Source organism: Marinomonas vulgaris (assembly GCF_018145875.1).
GTDB classification, from domain to species: Bacteria; Pseudomonadota; Gammaproteobacteria; order Pseudomonadales; family Marinomonadaceae; genus Marinomonas; species Marinomonas vulgaris.
In genome coordinates this window covers 34,300-59,290 of record NZ_JAGSSV010000008.1, presented here as the reverse complement: position 1 = coordinate 59,290, position 24,991 = coordinate 34,300, and the positions used below count along the sequence as shown (strand labels likewise).

At 48.1% G+C, this 24,991-nt stretch carries 26 protein-coding genes; 18 read left to right on the top strand and 8 right to left on the bottom strand.

Annotation, left to right across the window (positions count from 1 at the left end):
- The first annotated feature begins 17 nt into the window (after positions 1 to 17).
- From J9B83_RS08510 to J9B83_RS08495, 4 genes are read left to right on the top strand one after another with little or no spacing between them, the layout of a single operon-like run.
- Positions 18 to 1,958: a (Fe-S)-binding protein gene (locus J9B83_RS08510; protein WP_328797721.1), complete on the top strand. Its 1,941-nt coding sequence runs from the start codon at positions 18 to 20 to the stop codon at positions 1,956 to 1,958.
- Entirely contained in the window at positions 1,958 to 3,235 is a 1,278-nt protein-coding gene (gene etfA, locus J9B83_RS08505) for an electron transfer flavoprotein subunit alpha (protein WP_211536333.1), read from the top strand. The genes J9B83_RS08510 and etfA overlap by 1 nt, the downstream gene beginning before the upstream one ends.
- Positions 3,225 to 4,013, top strand: coding sequence for an electron transfer flavoprotein subunit beta (gene etfB / locus J9B83_RS08500; RefSeq protein ID WP_211536332.1), 789 nt, complete (start codon positions 3,225 to 3,227; stop codon positions 4,011 to 4,013). The genes etfA and etfB overlap by 11 nt, the downstream gene beginning before the upstream one ends.
- 44 nt (positions 4,014 to 4,057) lie before the next feature.
- Positions 4,058 to 4,291, top strand: a complete 234-nt coding sequence (locus J9B83_RS08495) for a hypothetical protein (protein WP_211536331.1) — start codon at positions 4,058 to 4,060, stop codon at positions 4,289 to 4,291.
- Between the two features lie 109 nt (positions 4,292 to 4,400).
- Here J9B83_RS08495 and J9B83_RS08490 read toward each other — a convergent pair whose 3' ends face one another.
- Positions 4,401 to 5,747 carry an anti-phage deoxyguanosine triphosphatase gene (locus J9B83_RS08490; protein WP_211536330.1) on the bottom strand — a complete coding sequence of 449 codons (1,347 nt, stop codon included), beginning with the start codon at positions 5,745 to 5,747 and terminating at the stop codon, positions 4,401 to 4,403.
- A 110-nt stretch (positions 5,748 to 5,857) separates the two neighbouring features.
- Here J9B83_RS08490 and J9B83_RS08485 point away from each other — a divergent pair, with 110 nt between their 5' ends.
- Positions 5,858 to 6,148, top strand: a complete 291-nt coding sequence (locus tag J9B83_RS08485) for a LysR family transcriptional regulator (RefSeq protein ID WP_211536329.1) — start codon at positions 5,858 to 5,860, stop codon at positions 6,146 to 6,148.
- 47 nt (positions 6,149 to 6,195) lie between these two features.
- Here J9B83_RS08485 and J9B83_RS08480 read toward each other — a convergent pair whose 3' ends face one another.
- The 3 genes from J9B83_RS08480 to pabB form a co-directional block, all read right to left on the bottom strand.
- Positions 6,196 to 6,930 carry a phosphoadenylyl-sulfate reductase gene (locus J9B83_RS08480; RefSeq protein ID WP_211536328.1) on the bottom strand — a complete coding sequence of 245 codons (735 nt, stop codon included), beginning with the start codon at positions 6,928 to 6,930 and terminating at the stop codon, positions 6,196 to 6,198.
- 115 nt (positions 6,931 to 7,045) lie between these two features.
- Complete coding sequence (locus tag J9B83_RS08475; RefSeq protein WP_211536327.1) at positions 7,046 to 7,696, bottom strand: NUDIX hydrolase; 651 nt, start codon at positions 7,694 to 7,696, stop codon at positions 7,046 to 7,048.
- 8 nt (positions 7,697 to 7,704) lie between these two features.
- Complete coding sequence (pabB, locus tag J9B83_RS08470) at positions 7,705 to 9,129, bottom strand: aminodeoxychorismate synthase component I (RefSeq protein WP_211536326.1); 1,425 nt, start codon at positions 9,127 to 9,129, stop codon at positions 7,705 to 7,707.
- 139 nt (positions 9,130 to 9,268) lie between these two features.
- On the opposite strand from pabB, the gene J9B83_RS08465 reads away from it, so the two are divergent.
- Genes J9B83_RS08465 through J9B83_RS08445 form a run of 5 tightly spaced genes read left to right on the top strand, consistent with a single transcriptional unit; the run spans position 9,269 to position 12,432 of the window.
- Positions 9,269 to 10,135, top strand: a complete 867-nt coding sequence (locus J9B83_RS08465; protein ID WP_211536325.1) for an alpha/beta fold hydrolase — start codon at positions 9,269 to 9,271, stop codon at positions 10,133 to 10,135.
- 58 nt (positions 10,136 to 10,193) lie between these two features.
- A complete protein-coding gene (locus J9B83_RS08460) occupies positions 10,194 to 10,706 on the top strand; it encodes a GspH/FimT family pseudopilin (protein ID WP_211536324.1) in 513 nt (170 codons plus the stop codon).
- The gene (locus J9B83_RS08455) at positions 10,703 to 11,077 is read left to right on the top strand and encodes a capsule biosynthesis GfcC D2 domain-containing protein (protein WP_211536323.1); all 375 of its coding nucleotides are present in this window, start codon (positions 10,703 to 10,705) and stop codon (positions 11,075 to 11,077) included. The genes J9B83_RS08460 and J9B83_RS08455 overlap by 4 nt, the downstream gene beginning before the upstream one ends.
- Positions 11,074 to 11,961: a hypothetical protein gene (locus J9B83_RS08450; RefSeq protein ID WP_211536322.1), complete on the top strand. Its 888-nt coding sequence runs from the start codon at positions 11,074 to 11,076 to the stop codon at positions 11,959 to 11,961. The genes J9B83_RS08455 and J9B83_RS08450 overlap by 4 nt, the downstream gene beginning before the upstream one ends.
- A 12-nt stretch (positions 11,962 to 11,973) precedes the next feature.
- The gene (locus J9B83_RS08445) at positions 11,974 to 12,432 is read left to right on the top strand and encodes a hypothetical protein (RefSeq protein ID WP_211536321.1); all 459 of its coding nucleotides are present in this window, start codon (positions 11,974 to 11,976) and stop codon (positions 12,430 to 12,432) included.
- Here the strand turns inward: J9B83_RS08445 and J9B83_RS08440 are convergent.
- On the bottom strand, positions 12,416 to 12,676 hold the full coding sequence (locus J9B83_RS08440; protein ID WP_211536320.1) for a PP0621 family protein: 261 nt from the start codon (positions 12,674 to 12,676) through the stop codon (positions 12,416 to 12,418). The two genes, J9B83_RS08445 and J9B83_RS08440, sit on opposite strands and share 17 nt — an antisense overlap.
- Positions 12,677 to 12,749: 73 nt before the next feature.
- Between J9B83_RS08440 and J9B83_RS08435 the strand changes: the two genes are divergently transcribed.
- The 7 genes from J9B83_RS08435 (at position 12,750) to J9B83_RS08410 (ending at position 20,626) form a co-directional block, all read left to right on the top strand.
- Positions 12,750 to 14,387, top strand: a complete 1,638-nt coding sequence (locus tag J9B83_RS08435) for an NAD+ synthase (RefSeq protein WP_211536319.1) — start codon at positions 12,750 to 12,752, stop codon at positions 14,385 to 14,387.
- A complete protein-coding gene (locus tag J9B83_RS08430) occupies positions 14,380 to 15,825 on the top strand; it encodes an FAD-dependent oxidoreductase (protein WP_211536318.1) in 1,446 nt (481 codons plus the stop codon). The genes J9B83_RS08435 and J9B83_RS08430 overlap by 8 nt, the downstream gene beginning before the upstream one ends.
- A gap of 102 nt (positions 15,826 to 15,927) precedes the next feature.
- A complete protein-coding gene (rluF, locus tag J9B83_RS08425; protein WP_211536317.1) occupies positions 15,928 to 16,905 on the top strand; it encodes a 23S rRNA pseudouridine(2604) synthase RluF in 978 nt (325 codons plus the stop codon).
- 60 nt (positions 16,906 to 16,965) lie between these two features.
- Positions 16,966 to 17,100 (top strand): hypothetical protein, encoded by a 135-nt coding sequence (locus J9B83_RS15910; protein ID WP_268927866.1) that lies wholly within the window; start codon positions 16,966 to 16,968, stop codon positions 17,098 to 17,100.
- On the top strand, positions 17,100 to 18,371 hold the full coding sequence (locus tag J9B83_RS08420; RefSeq protein ID WP_211536316.1) for a paraquat-inducible protein A: 1,272 nt from the start codon (positions 17,100 to 17,102) through the stop codon (positions 18,369 to 18,371). The genes J9B83_RS15910 and J9B83_RS08420 overlap by 1 nt, the downstream gene beginning before the upstream one ends.
- Positions 18,364 to 20,010, top strand: coding sequence for an intermembrane transport protein PqiB (gene pqiB, locus J9B83_RS08415; RefSeq protein WP_211536315.1), 1,647 nt, complete (start codon positions 18,364 to 18,366; stop codon positions 20,008 to 20,010). The genes J9B83_RS08420 and pqiB overlap by 8 nt, the downstream gene beginning before the upstream one ends.
- Before the next feature lie 13 nt (positions 20,011 to 20,023).
- Complete coding sequence (locus J9B83_RS08410; RefSeq protein WP_211536314.1) at positions 20,024 to 20,626, top strand: PqiC family protein; 603 nt, start codon at positions 20,024 to 20,026, stop codon at positions 20,624 to 20,626.
- A 23-nt stretch (positions 20,627 to 20,649) separates the two neighbouring features.
- On the opposite strand, the gene J9B83_RS08405 is transcribed toward J9B83_RS08410, so the two are convergent.
- Positions 20,650 to 21,936 (bottom strand): cation:proton antiporter, encoded by a 1,287-nt coding sequence (locus J9B83_RS08405; protein ID WP_211536313.1) that lies wholly within the window; start codon positions 21,934 to 21,936, stop codon positions 20,650 to 20,652.
- A 409-nt stretch (positions 21,937 to 22,345) separates the two neighbouring features.
- Here J9B83_RS08405 and J9B83_RS08400 point away from each other — a divergent pair, with 409 nt between their 5' ends.
- Positions 22,346 to 23,209: an isocitrate lyase/PEP mutase family protein gene (locus tag J9B83_RS08400; RefSeq protein ID WP_211536312.1), complete on the top strand. Its 864-nt coding sequence runs from the start codon at positions 22,346 to 22,348 to the stop codon at positions 23,207 to 23,209.
- Between the two features lie 111 nt (positions 23,210 to 23,320).
- On the opposite strand, the gene J9B83_RS08395 is transcribed toward J9B83_RS08400, so the two are convergent.
- Together J9B83_RS08395 and dapA are read right to left on the bottom strand one after the other, a co-directional pair.
- Positions 23,321 to 24,004 (bottom strand): P-loop NTPase family protein, encoded by a 684-nt coding sequence (locus J9B83_RS08395; protein WP_211536311.1) that lies wholly within the window; start codon positions 24,002 to 24,004, stop codon positions 23,321 to 23,323.
- Positions 24,005 to 24,044: 40 nt separating this feature from the next.
- Positions 24,045 to 24,917, bottom strand: a complete 873-nt coding sequence (dapA, locus tag J9B83_RS08390; protein WP_211536310.1) for a 4-hydroxy-tetrahydrodipicolinate synthase — start codon at positions 24,915 to 24,917, stop codon at positions 24,045 to 24,047.
- Positions 24,918 to 24,991 lie beyond the last annotated feature (74 nt).

Genomic DNA, 24,991 nt, shown 5'->3' with positions numbered 1-24,991 from the left:
CCAATAAGGGGTTGAGTATGATGCTGGATTGGTTACCACCCACATTGATAGGGGTTCTGCTGGTGTTGGCTGGGGTTGGGGCGATTCGTCGCATCAACCTATGGCGCGCGGGTCAGGCTGAAGAAGTGGCTATTTTGGCAGGTCTAATGGCCATGCCGACGCGTTATTTACACGACTTACACCATGTGGTAGACAGAGATAAATACATTTCCCGTACGCACGTCGCGACGGGAGGTGGCTTTGTCTTAGCCATGGCGCTTATCGTACTGGTGCATGTGTTTGGAGTAAATAATACGCTACTGGCATGGGCTTTAATGGCGGCCTTGGTGATGATGTTTTGTGGCGCACTGTTTGTTTTCAAGCGTCGGTTAAACCCACCATCACGGCTTTCAAAAGGGCCATGGATGCGTCTACCAAAAAGTTTGCTGACGTTTTCAGTGACTTTTTTTGTACTGACCTTACCCGCTGCCGGCATATTGCCCGATGGCACAGGCCGTTGGGTATTCACCTTGGTGTTGTCCGCTCTTATTCTACTGAGCTTGAGCGAAGTGCTGCTTGGGATGACATGGGGCGGGCCTATGAAACACGCCTTCGCCGGTGCCTTGCATCTGGCGTTTCATCGTCGTTCCGAGCGCTTTGGTGGCGGACGCTCGACCGGCTTAAAGCCGGTTTTGTTCAGCGACAATGACGCCGTGAACAAAGTGCACGGAGTCGCCAAACCCAGTGATTTCAAATGGAACCAATTACTGGGATTTGATGCCTGCGTGCAATGCGGTCGTTGTGAAGCCGTGTGCCCAGCCTTTGCTGCAGGTCAGCCACTGAATCCGAAAAAACTCATTCAAGATATGGTTGTTGGCTTTGCGGGCGGCAGCGATGCTCAGTACGCCGGCAGTCCGTACCCCGATGGAAAAGGTGGCGTGCAAGAGGTGGGTTATGCCAAAGGTGGTGCGGATCAGATCATCACCGACGGGCTGATTCACCCAGATACTCTCTGGTCTTGCACAACCTGTCGTGCCTGTGTGGAAGAGTGCCCAATGATGATTGAGCACGTGGACGCCATTGTTGATATGCGCCGTTTTTTGACCTTGGAAAAAGGCGACACGCCGAATAAAGGCGCTCAAGTGTTGGAAAACATTATCGCCACAGACAATCCCAATGGCCACTCACCAGAAAGTCGAACCTATTGGGCCGCTGATCAAAATTTAGCCTTGATGAAAGACGTAAAAAAAGCCGAAGTACTGTTTTGGGTTTCAGATGGTGCCTTTGATATGCGCAGTCAGCGTATTCTTCGTGCCTTTGTGACTCTGCTTAAAGCCGCAAAGGTAGATGTGGCGATTTTAGGGGATGAAGAGCGAGACAGTGGTGATGTGGCGCGCCGCTTAGGTGACGACGCGACATTTCAAAGTTTGGCTAAACGTAACCTAGCCACTTTGTCGCAATATCGTTTTTCTACTCTTGTCACGACCGACCCTCATGCTTTTCATTGTTTGAAAAACGAATACGGCGATTTTGGTTCAACCGCACTGGATGGGGTGGAGGTATTGCACCACACCACTTTTTTGAATCGTTTGGTGAAAGAAGGCCGTTTGCGACTGGACACGTTTAAAGGGGGCAAGGTGACTTACCATGATCCTTGTTACCTTGGTCGTTACAACGGCGAATACGAAGCACCGCGAGAGTTGTTGGCGAGTTTAGGAATTGATATCGCAGAAATGGAGCGCTCGGCTTTTCGCTCCCGTTGTTGTGGCGGTGGCGGTGGCGCACCCATAACGGACATACCGGGAGAGCGTCGTATTGCTGACATGCGTATGGAAGATGTGGTCAGTACCGGTGCAGAAATGGTAGCGGTAGGCTGTCAGCAATGCACGGCCATGTTGGAAGGTGTCGTTGAGCCACGTCCTGTGGTGAAAGACATCGCTGAAATATTAGTCGGACAGTTGGTCGAGGAGGTGCATTGATGAGTGACATCATTCGAAGAGACCCAAGAGCAGAATGGATTGTTCGAAACAGGCTTCATCCTTTGCACCTTTCATTGGTTAAAAGCCAGCAAGGTGACGTTCGAGGCCCTTCTGGACTGTTAAGAAAAAATGTCCGTGACGTCGGCTTTATTGGCCCGAATGGGATAAAACGCATCGACAGAGCCAATCTGTTGACGGTCGATACGACGACAAGAAGGTCGGCCTCGAAAGATACGCAGACAGCGCGGCCATTGCATGTCGTCGAGCAGGCCGACTTTTATATCATGGTGGTCGCCGACATGGTGGGAGGGCGTTTGACCGCTCACGATAAAGATCTGCTAGGCCAAGCCCATCGCTTAGTCGTGCAGTACAGCGATGTGAATTCCCAATGTTGTGGCGCGGTGGCCTTGGTGTGCTTTGGACAGATAAAGGACGATCAGCTTGGGCTTTCGGGCGTGGATCGACTGTTTCACCTTGAAGACACCGTGTACGATGGCTTTTCTCCCGAAGCGAGGCTTGGCGCGTTACAACAAATTGAGTCGCAGTATCAACCTTTGCACTGGCTCTTTCCTGACAGCGTGCACGGCGGTGCAGATTTGGCCTGTCGATTCTCGGCGCGTATCGGCGAGCGTTTGGCGGCTCACGTTTGGCAGCTTGATAGGGAGCAATGTCTGTCCCGCGGTGCGTCGGGCAGTATGGACATTAAGCGAGCAACACCACGTATTGTGACACTATTGGAAGAGTGCGCGGACCCCATTGAAGACACACAGCATCAAGCCTTACCAATGGTGCTTGAACCGATGGCAGTCCCATCAGCTCGACTCAAAGAAAAAGGTCAAATGGCGGTGGATGCCAGCGCTGTGCCCTTGGCGGAAGCCGAGTTTATTTTATCGGCAGGCAACGGCATTCATAATTGGGCGCAGTTCCACGCCACGGCTACGGCGTTGGGGGCCACAGAAGGCGCCAGTCGCGTGGCCGTAGACGAGGGTTTTATGCCACGAGCGAGACAAGTGGGGGCGTCTGGTACCTGGGTGACCGCGCGGGTGTATGTGGCCGTGGGTATTTCGGGTGCGATTCAGCACATGCAAGGCATAGGGCAATGTGACAAGGTGATTGCGATTAATACCGACGCGGGGTGCGATATGGTAAAGCGGGCGGATCTTGCGGTCATTGCAGACAGCGACGCGCTTCTTATGGCCTTAGCCAGCCTAGTTGAACAACACCAGTTGGCGAAACATGCCGAGCAAATTCATGGGGAGAATAGCAATGCAGCCTAATGTGAACGTCGTTTCTTTGGTGTCGATTGGTCGCCACCCTCAATCGGGTCGGGCTCGTCGAGCAGAGCAAGATGGCCGAGCGGTCGAGCTGGGGCTGAAATTGGTTCAAGATAAGCTTACCTTGTTGCATGCCGGCAACGCCCACGAAACCGTGCTGCGTCAATACGCAGGCATGGGGTTAGATGGCTTTACGGTATTACCTCAAGGGGAAGGCGACGATGCCGTACCGGTGTTGGTGGCGTATTTCAAAGCCAATCGACAACATCATTCGCGTCAAATTGTGTTGACCGGCGTGAACGCCGAGAGCGGAGAATCGTCTGGCATGCTGCCCTATTTATTGGCTGAACAACTGGGTTGGCCTATAGTGCCGCGCATTGCCGACATTGTGCGTGTCGACGAATTTGAAGCCGAAGTCTTACTGGCTTTGCCTCGGGGTCAGCGTCGCGTAGTAACGGTTTCTTTGCCTTTTATTGCCAGTGTGGATTCCGCCGCTCAAGAACCGCGACAGAGTGCTTTTGCCCGTGGATTAAGAGCAACATTAACGACACTCGATTATGGTTCGAGAGTTGATGATGCCGTCAGTCACTGGCAAGTGGCACCAGCGAAACCCAAACCTAAGCGACTTAAAGTGGTGAAGGCCAAAACTGCAGCGGACCGAATGAAGGCCGCCACGGCAAAGCCTGTAGGTGGTGGCGGTAAAGTGTTGAGAAACGAATCCGTTGAAGAGCAGGCGCAAGCGATTTTTGATCTATTATTAGAAGAAAAAGTGATACGCTAAAATCGAGCCATTTGGCGTATTGATAGAATAAAAAGGCAAGCTGTATGATGATTGTAGACTTGATCGACGACATTGATCTAAAAGAAAAACTGCTGGCACTTGGGGCACCGATTCACGCCATGGAAAGCCTAAACGACATTGAAGTGGCAACATTGGCTTGGTTACAATCAGCACCAGAGCACAAAGACGCTGTTAGATCACTTTGTGCTGAGTGGCAACAGGAGCAAACGACGATTTTGCCTGATGTTCTTGAACTGATTCAGCGGCTGAGCGAATAACACAGCCGCTGGTCTTGGTTACATAGGGTCAAACACTGAGCCAGAACTGGGTACAAAAAGCTTGGTGTACATGCGACTCGCGTAGTCATCGGTCATGGAGGCCATGTAGTTACATAGGGTCAAACACTGAGCCAGAACTGGGTACAAAAAGCTTGGTGTACATGCGACTCGCGTAGTCATCTGTCATGGAGGCCATGTAATCACAAATAATGCGCAGGCCGTTATCGCCTTTGTCTTGGCTTTTCTGCCACTCATTGGCGATGTCGCTGGGCAAAAGTCTAGCGGGGTCGGCTGAATAAGCTTCGAACATTTCCAACAGCATTTGTTGGCCTTTGTAGACCAGCATTTGCACTTCTGGGCGTTGGATAATATGCTGCATCTCAAAGTGTTTTAGTAAAGATAAGGCCTGTTTTTGCGCCTCGGGTAAACCCACTTGAAAGCGCAGTAGCGGGTGCTCGAACTCGTCTCTAGTGTAAACATGACACGAGGTAATGAACCAACTTACTAAGCTACCAATGGCTTCTTTGCGTAGATGACTTTGTCGACTGAACAGTTGTGTGCGTAAGGTGTCTAGATTGTCCCTTAGATAATTTGAATCCAACGCCGCCAGTTTGGGTTCTAGATGAATTGACCACATGTCTTTGGTGACCATGCCCAACACGATGGCGTCTTCTAAATCGTGAACGCCGTATGCGATGTCGTCCGCCAAGTCCATGATACTGGTATCAAAACTGGCGTGTTTAGATTTAGCATGGCGATCATTTTGCTGCTTGCTAATAGATTGCAGGCACTGTTTGTCGTCGCGACTAAAAGGCTCTAGTATCCAATCGAGCAAATCTTGTTCTTCATGGTAAACGCATTTTGGTGGCGCCCAATCAGAGGCTTTAAATTGGCGAAAGTTAGCCAACGGCGCAGAGTAGTGGCCCACCACGGTGTCGTGAACGACTGGGTATTTTAAAATACCAAGTAGGGTGCGTCGAGTTACGTCCATACCAAATGTTGGTGAGTAAGAGCCGCGCTTGCCCAAAATACGCAATGATTGCGCGTTGCCTTCAAAGCCGCCATGGGCTTGCATCATGTAATTGAGTGCGACTTCGCCCCCATGACCAAATGGTGGGTGGCCGATATCGTGGCTAAGACAAATGGTTTCGATGAGGGCGTCGTCGGCGAGCCAAGGCTGAAAATCGGCGTGGGCTGGGTTACTGTGTTTGAGCTGATGAACAATGCCGCTGCCAATTTGGGCGACTTCAAGGGAGTGGGTTAAATGAGTACGGCTGTAGTCATTTTGGCGAATGGCGAGAATCTGTGTTTTTGATTGTAAGCGCCGAAAGGCGGCGCTGTGAATGATGCGGGCGCGATCTCTTTGGTAAGGGGTGCGGTGGTCATCTTGCCTAGAGGGTTTGGGGCCAGATTGTCTTTCGTACCAAAGAGACATTTCATCCAGTGACCTTGTCATGCTCAACATCCATACAGTGAATAATTCTCAGTCTTTCATGAAAACACGATATAGGTCAATGATGGGCGTTGGTTGGTTAGGCATAATGCAAAAAGTTATAAGGAATCTTTATGCTTAATACACAACATCTCATGACCTTTAAAGTATTGGTTGAAACAGGCAGTTTTACCAAAACCGCCGCACGCTTAGGGCTTACTCAGCCTGCAGTCAGTCAGCACATTCAAAAATTGGAAAAAGACCTAAAAGAGCCATTATTGGTTCGACATGGCCGCACCACGGCGATCACTTCGGCGGGTACGTTATTGCTGCAGCATATTGAAGAATTAGAAGCTTGCTGTGGACGATTCAAAAATATTTGGCATGCATTTTTGAACAACGAAAAAGACGTCCCTGAGGCGTAAAAGAATGGCTAAGCTTCTTAGCCATTCTGATATTTATTTCTGCGAGATTAACCTTGCTGAGTAGGAATCACATTGCCGATATGCAAACCGCACTCTTTGTGTTCAGATTCTTCCCACCACCAGCGACCTTCTCGTTCGTGCTGGTTTGGCAGCACTGGCCTGGTACAAGGCTCGCATCCTATGCTAACAAACCCTTTTGAGTGCAACTCGTTATAGGGTACGTCGAACATTTTAATGTAATTCCACACATCTTCAGAAGACCAATTCGCCAGCGGGTTGAATTTGAATAAGGTTTTTTCGTCTGTGCTAAACGCACTGTCTGCCTCTGCGAAAGCCAACACGTTGCGAGTGCCTGGACTTTGATCTTTGCGTTGGCCCGTTACCCAAGCATCAAGGGTGGCTAGCTTGCGTTTCAGGGGTCGTACCTTCCGAATGCCACAACATTCTTTGTGGCCGTCATCAAAAAAACTAAATAAACCTTTACGGCGGGTAAAGGTTTCTAGCTCTTGGTGATCGGGAGATAAGACATCGATCTCAAGTTGATAATGCTTTCTTACTTTCTCAATAAAGCGATAGGTTTCGGGGTGCAAGCGACCGGTATCGAGAGAAAAAACCTGTACATTTTTGTTTGCTTTAACGGCCATATCGATGAGTACCACATCTTCGGCACCGCTGAAAGAAACAGCGATGTTGTCAAAAGCGCTCATGGCACTGTGAAGGATTTTTTGAGCGGCGTCTTCTTGATGATGGGCAATAAAAGACGTTAAATCAAATGCTGACATAGGACGGGATACCAGAGTGTAAGTTAGAGTGCTTATACCTTACCAAGTTGCTCGAACGAAGCAAAATACGAAAGCGCACTAACCTTATAATGTCGCCATAACACGACCGGCTTGTTCAGCGTGAATTATCAGCCAGAGTTTGGTAAAGCCCATAAAGAATACCTGCGGTGACGCCCCAGATTCTTACTTCTTTGTATTCAATCTCTAGAAAGCTGCGTGTGATAGCGCCAACTTTTTTTTCTGTGAAGCAGTAATTTTGTGGCGTGAGTAAATAGCGTAATGGAATCCAGTGAACAGAGTGAACCTCGTCTTTGCATAAGCTCAACTCGGTTCTTCTTGTCATTTCAGCAATAATGGGCTTCACGCAGTAACCAGAAATCGTACAGTATTCACCCAATTCGCCGAGCAGATCGAAGCAGTCTGGAGACAGGCCCACTTCCTCCAAGGTTTCACGTAACGCCGTGTACTGCATGCTGGCGTCTTCGGGATCGTGCTTACCGCCAGGGAAAGCCATTTGCCCAGGGTGATTGCGCATGTGCAAGGCGCGTTGGGTTAGCAGTACATACAATTCATCGTTTTTGGGTTCTCGCCAGATAGGAATCAGAACCGCAGCAGACTGATATTGCAAATCGTGGTCGTTAGTAAACAGGCTTTCATCTGGATTATGAATTTGTTGCGCATAAGGTGCTTTGTCTAATGCAGCACGAATGTCATCCAAATTGAGATCAATAGGAGGAGCTTGTAAAAACTGCTCTATGTCAGACATGATACGGCCTATTTCAAAAAGTCTTGTTCTAGAGTATGAGTTAATTTGCCTACTTTGGTAAAGGTTTCTTGGTATTCTTCTTGGCATTTCGAGTCGGCGACCAGTCCACCGCCTGCCCAGCAATGCAGTTTTCCTCGGTCAGCAACTAGGGTTCGAATAGTGATGCTGGAGTCCATTTGGCCGTTTGCACTGAAATAGGCAATAGAGCCACAGTAGGCAGAGCGCTGGTGTGGCTCTAGTTCATCGATGATTTGCATTGAGCGAATTTTGGGCGCGCCGGTAATAGAGCCGCCAGGAAAGCTTTGATGAAACACTTGGATAGCTTGGTCGGCTCGATCGATACGACCTTCTACGGTAGAAACAAGGTGGTGCACATTGGCGTAGCTTTCAAGGGCAAAGAGCTTGGGCACCTTGATGCTACCCGTTAGGCAGGTTCGGCCCAAATCGTTGCGCAGTAAATCCACTATCATCAGGTTTTCGGCTTTGTCTTTGATTGAGGCCATTAACTGATCGGCGTTGGCTTGGTCTTCTTCTGGGGTTTTGCCTCGGGCGATGGTGCCCTTGATGGGTTTGGATTCCACACGGCCTTGATCGCACAGTAAAAACCGCTCAGGGGAATGACTTAGCAGGCTTTGCCCATCAGACAGCTGCAAATACGCCGCAAAAGGCGTTGGGCAGGCATCTCGTAAAGTGTGATAGGCCGTAAAGGTATCCCCTTGGTAAGTGCTGGAAAAGCGCTGCGCTAGGTTCACCTGATAACAATCCCCAGATTGAATATAGCCTTGCACCGCTGCGAACTTCTCTGCGTAGTCTGCGTCACTCATGTTCGATGTAAAGGGGGTTGTTAGACAAAAGGGGTTGGAGTGATGTAACTCGTGTTTCACCAATACATCGTCGCAGGCGCTGGTGAAGCGATTAATAAGATCCGCCGCCGTTTCTGAGTCGCACCAAGGCGACAATATCAATTGTGTGGTTTTCTTCAAATGCGATGTAACCACGGCCCAGGAGTACAAACCCAAACTCAAATCATCCAATTGAATGTCATGCTTTACCGTGTCTGGCAATTGCTCAACATAGTGGCCGCTTTCATAACCGTAATAACCCAACAGGCCACCAATGAAAGGTAGATCTTTAGGGGCCGATTTTGCCCAAGGTTCTTGGCAAATTAAGGTCATTAATTCGTTGAGCAAGGACAATGGATTGTCAGTTTGGCTGAGCATATAAAGTGGCGTGCGGAACCAAGTGATGGGTTGAGCGCCTGCTGCTGGATGGATGCGCGCTAGGGGCGCTGCCACTAGAATATCAAACTGGGTATCAGGAAAGTGTTCATGGTTGCTGTCGAGTAACGCCGGATAGGGAAGGTCCCTAACCGCTGAGAAAAAAGACAATAACGACGATTGATAAGGAAGATTTACGTATTCGACTTCTGACATTTTTAATCAATACCTAGTAATATGCTCGTTCACACGACGGCAATGATTCGCGCACCCTGCAAACATTTCAATATAAAGTCATTTTGCTAATAGCAAACATTGTATTCTTTTAATAAGGCTCCTCACAGGTTAATTACAAGTGTCTGACGTATTTTTTCTTTCTTTACCCAATGCGGACATCGCATATCGCCTTTATGAAAATCCCAACGCTAATACTGACGCTAAGTGCTTGATGTTGCATGGCGCTGGTGTGGCGGGAGAAATTACCTTTTCTCCCATGTTGCCGTATTTGACCAAATGGCGCTGGATGTTGGTGCCTGATTTAAAAGGCATGGGCGATTCATTTCATCAGCACGGTGAAGAAGAGGCGGTGAGCATTGCTGAGTTAACCGAAGAAGTAGACGCTTTGTTAGTGCATTTAAAATGGGACAATTTTGATGTGGTGGCGTATTCCTTAGGTGGTTTGGTGGCGTTAAATTTGAACCATCAGCGTCGCTCCAGAGGGCGAAAAAGTGTCAAAATGGCCTTGCTTGAGCCTGCTTCCCTCGATCGAGAGGATTTGTCTTCATTGATGGATGTACGCCAAAAATATCGTCATGCGTCGAAATTGATCCGTGATACGGGCGACGTAGAACTGGGCGTGGCGAGCTTTATGGATGGCGTGTCACCGAATCGTCGTAAGCACCCTGTTGCGGAAGCCACCACACAATCACGCTTAGCGCATCGCCCATTTGGCTTTGCTTATGCGCTTGATGCCGTCACAGATTATGTGGAAGTCATGGCGAAACAGCCTACCTTGCGACAAGACATTATCGACGCGTCGGAGCAGGTGTTTTTGTTTTCGGGAGAGTTAAGCCATGAGGCGCTTAAACAACATTACGATTTATTAAGCGAGCAAAATACACATTGGCAACATATGACCTTGAGCGCTTGTGATCACTCATTGCCGTTTCAAAAACCCAGACAAATTGCCAATCATATTAACAAATGGTTTTCCATAGTTTAGTCTAAACAGAGTCATATCAAGACGAGCGCATCTCAATAACAAACAAGGAGGTTTGTTTATGGATCAGCAACGGGGATTTTCCCTTCTAGAGGTACTCTGTATCCTCGCCATCATCAGTGTTCTGGCCTATTTCGGCTCTTCGCCTTTCCTTTCAATCAGTCAAACAACCCAAGACAAACAAACGCTTAAAGAGCAGCGTCAGCAGCTTGCCGACGCCTTGACTCAGGCGCGGCAATTGGCGGTGGTTAGTGGCCAAACCAGTTTTCTCTGTGGTGGTGTCGATTGCAACGGAGTTTGGTCATCTGGCTTCAGCCTGTATCAGGCGACAGACAGTGACAGTAGCAAACAGATATTCCGCCAACATGCTTTCGATGATGGGGTACAAGTGGTGTGGAATGGCTTTCCAACCCAGAAGACGCAGGTCGAATTTCAAACACATGGCTTGTCAGCCTATCAAAACGGCACCTTTGAATTTTGTTTAGAGGGTTGGCAGACGGGCCTTGTGCTAAATCAAAGCGGACGATTTTACAGCACGGATATTCAGCCAAAAACGCTGGAGACCTGCTTATGAAAAATCTGACTATAAACCGTGCTCGCATTAGAAGATCGCAGCAAGGTGGCTGGGTGATGATGGAGGTTATCTTATGTTTGGCTCTGTTTGCTGTGGTGTTGTCTGTCGCCCAGCGACAAAGTACGTCCCATTGGCAAACCATAGAATACGCCCAACAACAGCAAAAGCGCGCCGATAATCAGCAAAAACAAACCGTAATGGCCAGGTTGACAGGCTTTTCTGAATGGCAAAGCAAGGAGCCTGATCAAGACGTTGCTTACCCTAGCTGCCAAATTTGTCGTGGAGATCAACTTGCTATCTGGTTTCAGGCTGCTCTGTACTCCATTGCGCCAACGTCTGATGAATCTGATAAAGGAGTCAGTATCCCATGATGTCAAGAACTCAATATAAAGGCAGTTTACTGATCGAAATGCTGGTTGTGATGGCGTTGATTGCGCTTTTTCTTCCCTTACTTGTAACGGCCTTGGCACGTCTGCAAGACCGGCATGCATTGGCACAAATCTACCAAGATCAGTTCGAAATAAAAGCGGCCGTTGAGGCGCATTTTCAAGCCCAATGGGCGCGTTTGCAGCCAGCAGGTTGTGCGCTGGATAATAATGCATTTCTAACCATTGAATCAGGCCAATCACCGCCTTCGCGTTTGTCTTCACGAACAGTATCAAGCCAGTCGGATTGGTTGCGCGGGATAGATTATGGTTTATGTCGACGCTCCTTGTTCATCGACGAAAACCCTACCGAGGTACGTTTGGATTGTCATTGGGACGAAGGCGATACAGTCCGTTTTGCTGGTTGTGATGGTGTGTATTATGGGCAAGTGACTAAGGTAAACAGTCGTGGTGATAAAAGTACCATTGTCTTTAACAATGATGCTGTTCGGGGGCAGTCAGGGATATTGGCCAGTCAAGATGGATTTTATTGGTATTTGTCCCCTGGTAAAGATGGCAGCGATGCTTTATGGCGAACCCCCGACCTCAGTGGCAATTCACAAGAGTTGATGAATGGCATAGAGCGACTTGCTGTTTTGCCTTTGTTAGACGAAACAGACAATGGACTAGTCGATGCATTAGCTACCGATTATGGCCAATATCCTTTAGTAAAAGTGCGTGCTCTATGGGTGGAATATCAATATCGCCTGAATAATTGTCGGGACGACCTTAGTGATTTGGGTGCGCAAGAGTACGCATCCATGCGAGGAGAAGTCTGGCGTTATTCGCCACCATGCCAAGGAATTGGCAATCAGATTATCAGTTTGTAAAGGGAGGCGATAATGCGATCAAACCTGCTTTTATTCCTCGATCAACGAGGCTGGATTTCTTTGCCAATAATTGGTTTGTTGTTGGCGGTGTCCAGTGTGTCGATGCATTATCAGGAATCGATGATGGCGTCTTATCAGTGGCGTGGTCAGCTTAGTGACGTTGACAAAGATCAGCTTATTTGGACTGAATTTGAGCGGCAGTTTGTCGACTCAGCCGACTTTGCCGGTGGAAGCGTTAGTCTTTGCCAAGGGTTTTGTGAGTTAAATCAAGCACAATACACCCCAAACGAAAAGACCTGGCAAGCGGCGTCAAACAGCGCTTTGCTTTACTACCAGTGGCATCGTTATGAAAACGCCGATACCACCGAGTTCCATCGCCTTTGTGCTTCGCAAAACCAACGGCAGTATCAATGCTGGTGGTGGCGTGACAGGCAATTATCATTCGATGGATGGGTTAGGGTTGTTGATTGAATTCTTTTAGATGCTCTGCACAGCAAAAAGCGCGGGCTTCTTGATCGTGAATGGCGTGAGATTTTGGTACAAAAGTACCGCACTGTTCGCACCGAACCATACTTTCTTGCGTATCATTTTTTTTATCCGAGCTGTGCTTTTGGCTCTTACTAGGAGCTTGGCTGCGTTTAAAAGCGACAAACTGTCGGTACAACCACCAACCAATTGAGAAAATAGCAACAAAAACGATTAAACGTACAATCATAGACTTTACCTAGCTTGGGGAATTCCAGACAATAACGGGCATATTCTAACAGAGTTCACGAGATAGCAACTGTATGACATTACGAATTGCAATGGCCCAGCTGGACATGCTGGTCGGCGACATCACAAGAAACACCCAATCGGTGATCGACGCGGCGAATAAAGCGCGCGATGACGAACAAGCCGATGTGGTGGTGTTTCCCGAATTGACCTTAACTGGCTACCCGCCTGAAGACTTATTGCTGCGCTCCAGTTTAGACCCACGTATTGAATCTGCGTTGGCCAAGATGATGGCAGAAATTCGTGACATTTATGTGATCGTCGGTTATCCGCGTCGCATTGATGGCGAATTATTCAATTGCGCTGGGGTGATTTATCAAGGCGAGCTTTTACTCGAGTACGCCAAGCAAAAACTGCCGAACTTTTTGGTGTTCGATGACAAGCGTTATTTCCGTGAAGGGCAAGAAGCGGGCATTGTCAACATTAAAGGCGTGCGCGTTGGTTTGAGTATTTGTGAAGACATTTGGCATCCAGAGCCGATAGCGCAAGCAAAAGCAGCGGGCGCCGAATTGATCCTCAACCTAAACGCTTCGCCGTATCACACCGAGAAAATGGGTGAGCGTGAGGCTTTATTGCATCAGCGTGCCACCGAAGTCAGTTTACCGATTGTGTATGTGAACTACATGGGCGCACAAGATGAGCTTGTTTACGAAGGTGGCTCTTTTGCGGTCAATGCAAAAGGGGTGAAAATCAGACAAGCACCTTGGTTTGAATCGGGTTTGTATTGCGTTGACATGATGGTCGATCAAAGCCAAGCCAACAAGGTGGAGCCGGTAGCAGGCCTCATTGCCCCCGCCTTGAGCCTAGAAGCGAGTGTTTATCAAGCCATGGTGCTGGGTCTTAGAGACTACATTACTAAGAACCGCTTTAAAGGCATTGTATTAGGGTTGAGCGGCGGTATTGATTCGGCCTTATCCCTTGCGGTGGCCGTGGACGCCATTGGTGCTGATCGTGTGCAAGCGGTGATGATGCCCTACACCTACACGTCGTCTATTAGTTTGCACGACGCCGAAGAAGAAGCCAATTTGCTTGGTGTGAAATACAGCGTGTTGCCGATCGAATCCATGGTGTCTGCTTTTACCGATGTGCTCGCACCAGAGTTTGAGGGTTACGGCAAAGACACCACCGAAGAGAACTTACAAGCGCGCACCCGTGGCGTGGCCTTGATGGCCATCTCCAACAAAAAAGGCTTGATGGTACTCACTACCGGCAACAAGAGCGAAATGGCGGTGGGCTACGCGACCTTATATGGCGACATGGTGGGCGGCTATTCGGTGTTAAAAGACGTGTTTAAAACCTTGGTGTTCAAACTGTGTCGTTACCGAAATACCTTGGGTTATGTGATTCCTGAGCGAGTCATCACGCGCCCACCATCGGCGGAATTAGCGCCTGATCAAAAAGACGAAGATTCGCTACCAAGCTACGATATTTTGGATGAAATTCTGCGTCTATACATTGAAGAAGACCAAAGCGCCGAGGCCATTTTGGCGACGGGGCAGTTTGACCGCGATACCGTGTATCGCGTGCTGCGTTTGGTTGATGTGAACGAATACAAACGTCGCCAAGCGCCTACTGGTGTGCGCATTACCGCTCGTGGCTTTGGTCGCGATCGTCGTTATCCGATTACCAACGGTTGGCACATAGGTGAATAAGGGCAAGTGGGCCGAGTGTCCCGATTGCCAAGGCCGTGGAAAAAAAAGCCGTCGGTTACGCAAAAGAGTGCGGCTTAATTATTTGCAGGCGCTAGAAACCTTTGAAAAATCCAATGGTGACGGGGTTGCTCCAGAAAAACCCAAAGGCCATTTAGACGCCTGTTCTGCTTGTGCTGGAACCGGTATTTTACCCGCACAGAATTTTCCAGAGGTGAAAGCAGATCAATACCCCCATGTGGCGATTATAGGCGGCGGTATTGGCGGTGTTGCTCTTGCAGTGGCTTGTTTGCATCGTGGTATTCCTTTTACGCTTTACGAGCGCGACGAAAGTTTTGATGTACGTTCGCAAGGCTACGGTTTGACTTTGCAACAGGCCAGCCGAGCCATTGAAGGGTTGGGTATTTTTACGTTAGATCAGGGCGTTGTGTCGACGCGGCATGTGGTTCATACGCCAGAAGGCAAGCAGGTGGGCGAATGGGGCATGCGCAAGTGGATGGCGTCGTCAGATCAGGCCAGTGTAAAACGCTCTAATGTACACATTGCTCGTCAGTCGCTGCGTTTGGCTTTACTCGAACAACTCGGTGGTGACAACCAGGTGCAATGGAATCATCAGTTGGTTGATTTTCATCAAGCAGAAGACGCTCCAGTAAGTTTAACCTTTGAGGTGGCTGGGCAAATAAAACACGCGCAAGCGGACTTGATTGTGGGTGCCGACGGCATTCGTAGCCTGGTGCGCCAGCAGTTAATTGGTGATGAAAAGACGCCCCTTGAGTACCTTGGCTGCATCGTGATTTTGGGCATTTGTCCACTCAGCGATTTGCCAAACACCGACAGCGAACTATTAGATTCTGCCACCGTGTTTCAAACCGCTAACGGCCATGAGCGTATTTACATTATGCCCTACGATGCAGAATCGGTGATGTGGCAGCTCAGTTTTCCTATGGCAGAAGAGGATGCGAAAACGCTTAGTGCACAAGGCGCTGAAGCATTAAAAGCCGAAGCCTGTCGTCGAACGCAATGGCATGATCCTATTCCGCAGATTTTAGCGACAACAAAAGCCAGTAAAGTATCGGGTTATCCGGTTTATGACCGTGCGTTAATACAGCCGAAATGGTTGGCGAACAGCCCCAAAGCGACAGTGATTGGCGATGCTGCCCATCCAATGAGTCCGTTTAAAGGCCAAGGGGCGAATCAAGCTGTGTTAGATGCCTTGTCCTTGGCGCGTGAAATCACCAAAGGGTGTTGGTCTTTGTCCCATTGGAGAGAAACGGGTATTCGTCACAATGTACTCGATGCCTTTGAAGAAGAAATGCTGACCCGCAGTGCGGTGAAAGTAAAAGATTCTGCGGCGGCAGCGGAGTTTTTGCATTCAGATATCGTGTTATTTGAAAGCAACGAGCCCCGTGGGCGTTGCCTGAAAGGGAAGCGGGAGACATAACGCAAGGCGTATTTAGGAGAGGTTTTCCTATATACTCTTGTTTAGATTTTTTCATGTTTCATTTACAAACTAACAAAATTCATCCAATCAAAATGGCACTTTATGTTTAATGCGTCTTCTACTCGTCTAAATAAATACATCAGCGAAAGCGGCATATGTTCACGTCGAGACGCCGATCGCTTCATCGAGCAAGGCAATGTTTACATCAACAGTAAGCGAGCCAAAGTCGGCGATCAGGTGATGGCCGGCGATACGGTGCGTGTGAATGGACAAATCATTGAGCCACAAGACGCCGATGATTTTGTGTTCATCGTATTAAATAAACCGGTCGGTATTGTCAGCACCACCGAAAGCGCTGAACGAAACAACATCGTTGATTTTGTTAGCCATGGGGTGCGAATTTTTCCCATCGGTCGACTCGACAAAGATTCCCAAGGCCTGATCTTTTTGACCAATAATGGTGATTTAGTTAACAAAGTACTGCGGGCCGGAAATAACCACGAAAAGGAATACTTAGTCACGGTGAATAAGCCCATTACCGACGACTTTATTGCCGGTTTAGCGGGCGGTGTGCCCATATTGGGCACCATGACAAAAAAGTGCCCTGTCAAAAAAGTGTCGCCTAATGTGTTTAATATTACCTTGGTGCAAGGTCTAAATCGCCAGATTCGTCGTATGTGTGAACACTTTGGTTATGAAGTGGTAAAACTGGAACGTACCCGAATCATGAACGTGAATTTAAAAGGCGTTCCGGTTGGAGAGTGGCGAGATCTGACACAAAAAGAATTGTCGGTGTTATTAAAAGCCGTTGAAGATTCTTCTTCTGAAGCCACAACGCCTGCGAAAAAATCCCGTAATGGCCCAAGAAAAACCAACAAGCCTAAGCCCCAAGCCAAAGCCGCTGTTGTGTCAAAAGGCAATACCAAGCACCCACCGAAAGACAAACGCCCGTTTGGTGACGGGAAGAGGCCCGCAGGCAACACAAAACGCCCAGGCGGTAAGCCGGCAAACGCATCCAAAGGTAATGGTAAGCGACCGGTGAAAGGCAAAGGCGGGGCACAAAGACCCTCCCGTCCTTAATAGGTTAACTGTATAAGCTTTTTTTATCTGATTTAAATAATACGCATTTTGGAGATTGCTATGAAATCGTTGAAATATTTACTGCGTCCCGCTTTTTTACTTTTGTTGGTGTTTAGTGTTTCGGCTTGTGTGATGATGCCTGGCGGCGGCCCTCACGGTCATTCCGGCGGCGGTGCAGGCACTTCTCATCGATAATGACGATGTTTTATGAAACGGTAACTACCTGTGAGGCGTGCGATTTTGTTCATCGAGTGCCGCCTTTGCAAAAAGGGGAGCGGTTTCGTTGCACCCATTGTGGCCATGTTTTATTGAGTCTGCATAATCGCGTGTCGGCTCGTATTCTCAGTGTTGGGCTTTCTGCCCTGCTGATGTTGATCTTGTCGTTGAGTTTTTCTTTTCTGGGGTTTTCTGTGAACGGTATTGGCCGTACTGTCACCCTGTTTAATACTTTAAGCGTGTTGCTCAGTCAGGGTTATCTCATTCTTGGGGCCATTATCAGTCTGGCTTTGTTTGTGTTCCCTATGGTGTATCTGCTTTCTGTGCTGACGCTGGTGTGGTCGTTTCGGCGACCAAACCAATACCACTCCCTTAGGCGCTACTGTGTTCGTTGGTTGATAGTGGTTCAACCCTGGTTGATGGTCGATGTGTTTTTAGTCGGCGTCTTGGTCGCTTTGGTGAAGATGAGCAGCATGGCAGACATCTCCTTTGAACTGTCCTTTTGGGCATTTTGCGGCTATGTTTTGTTACTGCTGAAAACCGTTACCCTTGTTGACAAACGTTGGTTTTGGAATCAGGTCGCTGGGCCGTCTCCCGATCACCAGATCGTCATGGGCACGGCAAAACAACAGGGCTTGATCGGTTGTCATTTTTGCGGTGCTACCTTGCTTGGCAGCGCGCATCACTGTGATCGCTGTGGTCACTCTGTTCATAGTCGACGACCGAAAAGTGTGGTCACGACCATTGCCTTATTAATCGCAGCGTTAATCATGTATATCCCCGCCAATGTGTTTCCCATCATGGAAACCACCTTTTTAGGCAGCAGTGAGCCTTCGACTATTTTAGGTGGCGTGTTTTTGCTCTGGTCGCTTGAATCTTATCCGGTGGCCTTGATTATCTTGTTCGCAAGCGTGGTGATTCCCTTGGCAAAAGTCTTTTCTTTGAGTTGGTTGTGTTGGCAAAGTTATTACCCCAGCAAGCGGCTAACGTCACAAAAAATGACCTTGTATCGTATTACCGAGTTGGTAGGGCGTTGGTCGATGATTGATGTGTTTGTGGTGGCAATTTTAACCAGTTTGGTACAAATAGGACATTTTATGGCCATTTTGCCGGGACCAGCCGTATTGTCTTTTACGGCCGTGATTGTGTTGACCATGTTGGCGGCGATGTCTTTTGATCCAAGATTATTATGGGATAAAGACGAATCTCGTCGTTTGCCTTTGTCCCCGCTAGGAGAACCGAGTGAATAGCCCCGTTAAACCCATCGAGAGCACACGCAAAGTACGGTTCAATTCTATCTGGTTGGTGCCCTTAATTGCGCTTTTAGTCGCAGGCTGGATGCTGTATCAGAACTGGTCGAGTCAAGGCCCGGTGATTACCTTAGTCGCGTCCAACGCCGATGCGTTAGAAGTGGGCAAAACTAAGCTGAAATCCCGTAACGTGGACGTGGGGCAAGTGATAGACATTCGTTTAAGCGACGATTTTGAAAACGCCATTATTCAAGTCAGGATGAATCAAGGCACTCAGCAAATGCTCAAAGACGATGCGAAGTTTTGGGTGGTTAAACCGCGCATTGGCAAGGAAGGAGTGAGTGGTCTAGGAACTCTATTATCCGGGGCGTATATTGACATGACGCCCGGTGTGGATGGTAAGCAGCAGTCTAAATTCACGTTACAAAGTCAGCCACCGTTATCAACCGAGACGGAAGGCATACGCATCGTGTTGTCGAGTAAAGACGGTGCGAAATTAGATGTCGGATCTTTGGTGCACTTTCGGGGTTACGAAGTGGGTTATGTCGAAAAAGTGGCGTTCGATGCCGACCAAGACACCATCGTATATCGTGTGGTGATTCGTTCTCCTTATGATGCCTTGGTGAACGCCGATGTGCAGTTTTGGATTACCCCTGGTTTCGAGTTCAACAGTTCCGCTAGTGGCTTTGATTTACGCCTTGATTCTCTGGAAACACTGATTGCGGGTGGTATTACTTTTGGCCTGCCAGAAGGAGAAGAAGGGGGCGCGCCGGTGGCAGACATGACGGAATTTACTCTATTCGATTCCCAATACAGCGCGGTGAATAATCGCTACGATGAGTATTTATACTATGTGTTTTTGTTCGACAGCAATATGAGTGGCTTAATGCCGGGCGCCGCGGTGGAATACCGAGGTGTTCGAGTCGGGACAGTATTAGAGGTGCCTTTTAAAGATATTTCTTTATCGTCTCTTGCTTCTTTAAATGCGCCGCTGATTCCAGTTCGTGCCCGAATCGAACCTCAACGATTGAACTTTTTAGACCCAAATGGCGATGTTTCCTTAGCGGAATGGCAGGCTTTTATCGAGGATGGCATTGAGAATGGCTTAAGAGCGAGCCTGATGATAGGCAACTATTTAAATGCTGCGAGGGTAGTGAGTTTGGACTTTATGAGCGACCCTTCGGACGTACAATGGCGCGAATACGATGGCCATTTTATTTTCCCTACCGCGCCTGATTCGTTGGCGAATCTTGAGTCCAAAGTAGGCCGTCTGCTGGATGGTTTGTCTGATGTTCCCCTGTCACAAACTTTCGATAAGCTGGGTCAGACCATGGATGAAGCCAGCCAAACCTTGCAGCAGCTTCAAGGGCTGAGTGTCAGTGTGAAGCGATTGTTGGATCAGTCCGCCACCCAGCAATTGCCTGCCGACTTGGCCGCGACCATCAACGAGTTGAGCGTCACATTAGAAAGTTACCAAGCGAATGGTCAAATTGGACGTCCGTTACGAGAAAACATGGTGTCCTTAGGGCGCGCTTTGAATGAATTGCAGCCCTTGCTGCGTCAATTAAGAGAAAATCCTAATACCTTGATTTTCGATCGTAAACCTAAGGCCGATATAGTGCCAAGCGCCGCTCAATAAAGGAAAGACAAGCATGATCATCAACAAGCGACTGTTATCCATTGGTGTGCTTAGCGGCTGGTTACTCGGTTGTGCCGCACCAGTGGCGCCACCAAGTAAAGAATATTTATTGCTCGATGCAAAGTTGGAGCAGGTGTCTGCCTTGCCGACATCGGCACAGTCTGTGCAATTGATGCCGGTCGTGGTGGCGAACTATCTGGCGGGTAACGACATTGTGTTGGTCAGCAAAGAAGGCGTCGTGCATCGCTCGCAGCAAAACTTATGGGCTGAATCCCTATCGGCTCAGTTAACCCGATTGACTCAGCAGCGTTTGGAAAATACCTTGCCGCAGCTATCTTGGTTCAGCGGGCAGCGATTACCGGCGTATGCTATTGCTGAGCTCAGTATTGAAGTGGACAAGTTTTACGCAGATCTTGAAGGACAGGTGCATTTGTCTGGGCGTTGGCAACTGATGTCGGCGGAAGGGGAGGTGTGGCGCACGCAAGCGTTTTATGTGCAAAGTTCGCTTAATGCTGATGGTTACACAGTGCTGGTGCAAACACTGTCGTTGAGTTGGTTTGATGAGGTTGTGAACCCTATGGCGAACCAAATCTCACAGGTATTTAAGTCGCCTTAAATACCTGTGTGTTAATCTCTTGTTTAGTGGGACTTTTCTTCAGCCGCCTGAATGCTTTTTTGTATCAACGGTGAAATTGTCAAACCCTGCACTATGATGGAAAATATCACCACCACATAGGTGATAATAACCATGATGTCATGCAGGTCTAAGCCTTCCAAAGTAAATTGATTAGGAGGAATGGCGGCGGCCATGGCCAACGCTAATCCGCCTCGTAACCCACCCCAAGTTAAAATCTTCACCGAGTGCTTGTCGTATTCACGAAAGCGCTTAAAGATAAGATAAGGGCTGCCGACGCTGACAAAACGAGCGAAAAGCACAACAGGCACCATAACCAGCCCTAGACCGATGATTTCCCAGGTGAGTGGCATGGTGACAATGAGCATACCAATAATCAAAAACAGCAAAGCGTTCAAGAAACTGTCGGTTGCATGCCAAAAGTCTTTCACATAGCGGGTGCCGTCTGGGCCGCGGCGCTTGGATGCTGTCGCGCGGGTAATGTTACCAAGTAGAATGCCACTGGTGACCATGGCGAGCGCGCCGGAAATTTCCCAAATATTGGCCAGCGCAAAGCCAGCGGAAGGAATGGTTAATGTCACCAAGAGGCGGGTATTGATGTCTTTGCAGTTGATAATAACAAAGTGGCCGACAAGGGCGATGACTAGGCCAAAAATAATACCGCCAATGGCGTCTACTAAGAAAAGCTCGGCGACTTCACTGAAGCTGGCTTCGGTACCGTAAAACGCCACAGCAAAAATAGTGGTGAAAATCACCAGGCCAACACCATCGTTGAACAAGGATTCGCCTTCTACCTGAATGGAAATACCTTGTGGTGCGCTCATTTGCTTAATAATAGCTAGCACCGCAATTGGGTCAGTTGGGCTGATTAAGGCACCAAATAGTAAGCAATAGATAAACGGGATCGGGAAGTTAAACAAAGCAAACAGATAGTAACTCAAATAACCCACAATAAAAGTGGAAACTAAGGTCGAAAACAACACCAATATGGTGATTTCCCAACGTTGGCGCTTAAGTGCTGTAAGGTCTATTTCCAGTGCGCCTGCAAACAATAAAAAGCCTAGCATACCCTTAAGCAGCAACTGATTAAAATCGATACCAGAAACCACTTGAGTGATAAACACAGCGGTTTCATCGCCAAGCATTTTCACCGCTAAAATCAACAACAGGGAAATCACAACAGAGCCAGTTGTTATGGCAATGGTGGTTTGCATTTTGAGAATGTATTGGTTGGTAAAAGCAATGATTACCGCCAATGCAGAGAGAAAGCAGATGAGATACCAAGCGTTCATTTGAGAACCTTAAGATGATTAATAAGATCTGAGATCAGATGGGATACGTTTTGTGTAGATATGTTATCCCTAGTGCTGAGGCCTGTCACTTACTGAAAAGGCAAAAAGTTCCTTAAAATTAGAAATTATTATGGAAGATACAAGGATGAGCTCAAGATTGTATCTTTTAATGAGTTTAATTACCCTGGTGTAGAAAAATTACTACAGAAAGAGAAAGTATAACGTGCGCCCAAAAGCAACTTTAGTGTGAAATTTTGTTTTAGCTTGGTGTATTTTTTGCTGGGGAGTGGTAGTTTACCGGCAAAATTAACCATTTGGTCATGACGCTATCTGGCTGTCTTAGTCAAGTGGATATAATAATGACAATAACACTTATGAAATTTAGCGACATTTTAGGAGTATCTAATCTATGGCAACACCGTCCCAGCACGATTTACGCAATGATTTTCGAGCGTTACTGGCAAGTGGAAAATGCTACTACACCGCATCAACATTTGACCCTATGTCGGCACGCATTGCTGCAGACTTGGGTTTTGAAGTGGGTATTCTAGGTGGCTCTGTCGCGTCATTGCAGGTGCTTGCTGCACCGGATTTTGCTCTAATCACCTTAAGCGAGTTTACAGAGCAGGCGACTCGAATTGGTCGCGTAGCGCGTTTGCCAATTATCGCCGATGCGGATCATGGTTATGGAAATGCATTAAATGTGATGCGCACTATTGTGGAGCTTGAGCGTGCTGGCGTTGCAGCCTTGACCATCGAAGACACCTTGTTGCCTGCAAAATATGGTCATAAATCGACAGACTTAATTCCGATTGAAGAAGCGGTCGGCAAGCTAAAAGCGGCGTTGGAAGCGCGTATAGATCCAAAAATGAGCATCATTGCTCGTACAAATGCCGGTCAACTTACCCTCGAAGAAACCATAGTACGAGTAAAGGCGTACGAAGCGGTGGGTGTGGATGGAATTTGCATGGTGGGCATTCGTGACTTTGATCACCTAGAAGCCATTAGTCAGCACATTAGCATTCCCGTTATGTTGGTGGCGTATGATAATCCAGAACTGCGTGATCGCGAACGGTTGGCTGCGAATGGCGTGCGCATCGTGGTAAATGGCCATGCGGCTTATTTTGCGGCGATTAAAGCCACTTACGACTGTTTGCGTGAGCAGCGTGGTATCGCAGAAGGCACATTAAATGCGTCTGAACTGTCGACTCGTTATTCCACCTTGGAAGAGAATCGAGTCTGGGCGAATAAGTACATGGATGTACAAGAGTAAAACGACCGTTAGCCCGCCCATAAACTTCAGCACAAACCAAAAAAGCCAATACAGTTTGTATTGGCTTTTTTATTGCGTAACGGCTTTGGTTTGTTGCTGGTGATATTGTCGTTAGCCTAATTGATCTAGTTGCTCATAAGCGTTTCGTAACCAGACTTTCATGCGTTGACGCTCGGCAATGTTCATAATGCCTTTGTCGTTAGCAACCGCCCAAAAACTGCTGTTATTGAAATCAATTTTTTGCGTCAGTTTACTTTGTAACTTTGGCAATTCAATAATCAGAGCGCCGCAACCTGTGGCTTTTTGAAAGGTCTCAGATTTTTTGAAGCGAGAAAAATCACTGCCGCGGCCAAGATTTTGCACAATGACAAAGTCGACAGAAGGCTGCGAATAGCGCGCTAACAAGTCATCCAACAAAGCCACCGAATCGGCACCATCGTCCATTACGTGCCATAAGCAGACTTGATAGCCAAGTTCGTCGAGCAAGCCAAATACGTCGGTTTCTTCGATCCATTTTCCAAGTGGTTGCGCTGCTTGAGCAGCCAAGTCAATGATCAAGTCGCGGTCTGGGTATTCTTCAATGGCGGCCAGCATGCCGTCCAAGCTGTCTTCTTCACCCACGACAATAGGCGATGAAAACTCGCTGTAGAAACGTGAAAAAGTGCCATGGGAGGAATCGCAATCAAAGCCTAAAAATGGCTGATCGTGATCGATGCAATATTGCGCTAACACTCGTGCCGTCATGGATTTGCCCACGCCGCCTTTTTCACCGCCAACAAAATGTACTGTACCCATTACAATGTCCTCATCGAAGCCAATTTTAAGCTGAAACCGGTTAAATTAATTCTAACTCTTCCATAATACGACGAATCGTTGCTTTTGTACTGTCTTGTAATGGCACCATTGGTAAGCGGCACTCTTCTGAGCATAAACCAAGTAAGGACATGGCGTATTTTGGTCCTGCTGGGTTGGGTTCGATAAATAACGCATTGTGCAGAGCGAAGAGTTTGTCTTGTAGCTGTGCGGCTTCAACGAATTTGCCTTCTCGGCATAAACGCTGTAATTCCACCACTTGTTTGGGGGCTACGTTAGAAGACACAGAGATGCAGCCATTGCCGCCGCCCACGTTGTAGGCCACGGTAGTAATATCATCACCACTTAAATAGTTGAAGGGTTTGTTAATCAGCGCACGTTCACGAATAGGGCGGGTTAAATCCCCAGTGGCGTCTTTTACCCCAATAACTCGAGGTAGCTCAGCAAGGCGAGCCAATGTGCTGACTTCTAAACCGACGACAGAGCGTGGTGGAATGTTGTAAAGAATAATGGGCAGTTTGGTGTTGTCGTGTACGTATTTAAAATGCTCGTACAGGCCGGTTTGATTAGGGCGATTGTAATAGCCAGCGACATGAAGGGTTGCATCGGCGCCAGCTTGATGGGCATATTCTGAATAGGTCACTGCTTCGACGGGGTTATTAGACCCTGCACCGGCTAAAACGGGTACGGCTTTGTTGGTTTCTTGTACGGTAATTTCAATCACGCGCTTGTGTTCGTGCTCGCTTAAGGTTGGTGATTCGCCTGTGGTGCCGACGGGCACTAAGCCGTTGATACCTTGATCGATTTGCCAGCGTACAATGTTACGCAAAGCGTCTTCGTCTAATTGGCCGTCACGAAAAGGAGTAATTAATGCCGTAATTGCGCCGTAAAACATACTTTTGCCTCATTTTGGCCGGTATGCATTCTGCTGAAAAGAAGGGAGAGACCGTCAGCAGAGATGCTGCCGGG

Excerpts from the sequence above, each read along its gene's own strand:
- J9B83_RS08510 (WP_328797721.1), top strand. The coding sequence starts at position 18 with ATGATGCTGGATTGGTTACCACCCACATTGATAGGGGTTCTGCTGGTG.
- etfA (WP_211536333.1), top strand. The coding sequence starts at position 1,958 with ATGAGTGACATCATTCGAAGAGACCCAAGAGCAGAATGGATTGTTCGA.
- etfB (WP_211536332.1), top strand. The coding sequence starts at position 3,225 with ATGCAGCCTAATGTGAACGTCGTTTCTTTGGTGTCGATTGGTCGCCAC.
- J9B83_RS08495 (WP_211536331.1), top strand. The coding sequence starts at position 4,058 with ATGATGATTGTAGACTTGATCGACGACATTGATCTAAAAGAAAAACTG.
- J9B83_RS08490 (WP_211536330.1), bottom strand. The coding sequence starts at position 5,747 with ATGACAAGGTCACTGGATGAAATGTCTCTTTGGTACGAAAGACAATCT.
- J9B83_RS08485 (WP_211536329.1), top strand. The coding sequence starts at position 5,858 with ATGCTTAATACACAACATCTCATGACCTTTAAAGTATTGGTTGAAACA.
- J9B83_RS08480 (WP_211536328.1), bottom strand. The coding sequence starts at position 6,930 with ATGTCAGCATTTGATTTAACGTCTTTTATTGCCCATCATCAAGAAGAC.
- J9B83_RS08475 (WP_211536327.1), bottom strand. The coding sequence starts at position 7,696 with ATGTCTGACATAGAGCAGTTTTTACAAGCTCCTCCTATTGATCTCAAT.
- pabB (WP_211536326.1), bottom strand. The coding sequence starts at position 9,129 with ATGTCAGAAGTCGAATACGTAAATCTTCCTTATCAATCGTCGTTATTG.
- J9B83_RS08460 (WP_211536324.1), top strand. The coding sequence starts at position 10,194 with ATGGATCAGCAACGGGGATTTTCCCTTCTAGAGGTACTCTGTATCCTC.
- J9B83_RS08455 (WP_211536323.1), top strand. The coding sequence starts at position 10,703 with ATGAAAAATCTGACTATAAACCGTGCTCGCATTAGAAGATCGCAGCAA.
- J9B83_RS08450 (WP_211536322.1), top strand. The coding sequence starts at position 11,074 with ATGATGTCAAGAACTCAATATAAAGGCAGTTTACTGATCGAAATGCTG.
- J9B83_RS08445 (WP_211536321.1), top strand. The coding sequence starts at position 11,974 with ATGCGATCAAACCTGCTTTTATTCCTCGATCAACGAGGCTGGATTTCT.
- J9B83_RS08440 (WP_211536320.1), bottom strand. The coding sequence starts at position 12,676 with ATGATTGTACGTTTAATCGTTTTTGTTGCTATTTTCTCAATTGGTTGG.
- J9B83_RS08435 (WP_211536319.1), top strand. The coding sequence starts at position 12,750 with ATGACATTACGAATTGCAATGGCCCAGCTGGACATGCTGGTCGGCGAC.
- rluF (WP_211536317.1), top strand. The coding sequence starts at position 15,928 with ATGTTTAATGCGTCTTCTACTCGTCTAAATAAATACATCAGCGAAAGC.
- J9B83_RS15910 (WP_268927866.1), top strand. The coding sequence starts at position 16,966 with ATGAAATCGTTGAAATATTTACTGCGTCCCGCTTTTTTACTTTTGTTG.
- J9B83_RS08420 (WP_211536316.1), top strand. The coding sequence starts at position 17,100 with ATGACGATGTTTTATGAAACGGTAACTACCTGTGAGGCGTGCGATTTT.
- J9B83_RS08410 (WP_211536314.1), top strand. The coding sequence starts at position 20,024 with ATGATCATCAACAAGCGACTGTTATCCATTGGTGTGCTTAGCGGCTGG.
- J9B83_RS08405 (WP_211536313.1), bottom strand. The coding sequence starts at position 21,936 with ATGAACGCTTGGTATCTCATCTGCTTTCTCTCTGCATTGGCGGTAATC.
- J9B83_RS08400 (WP_211536312.1), top strand. The coding sequence starts at position 22,346 with ATGGCAACACCGTCCCAGCACGATTTACGCAATGATTTTCGAGCGTTA.
- J9B83_RS08395 (WP_211536311.1), bottom strand. The coding sequence starts at position 24,004 with ATGGGTACAGTACATTTTGTTGGCGGTGAAAAAGGCGGCGTGGGCAAA.
- dapA (WP_211536310.1), bottom strand. The coding sequence starts at position 24,917 with ATGTTTTACGGCGCAATTACGGCATTAATTACTCCTTTTCGTGACGGC.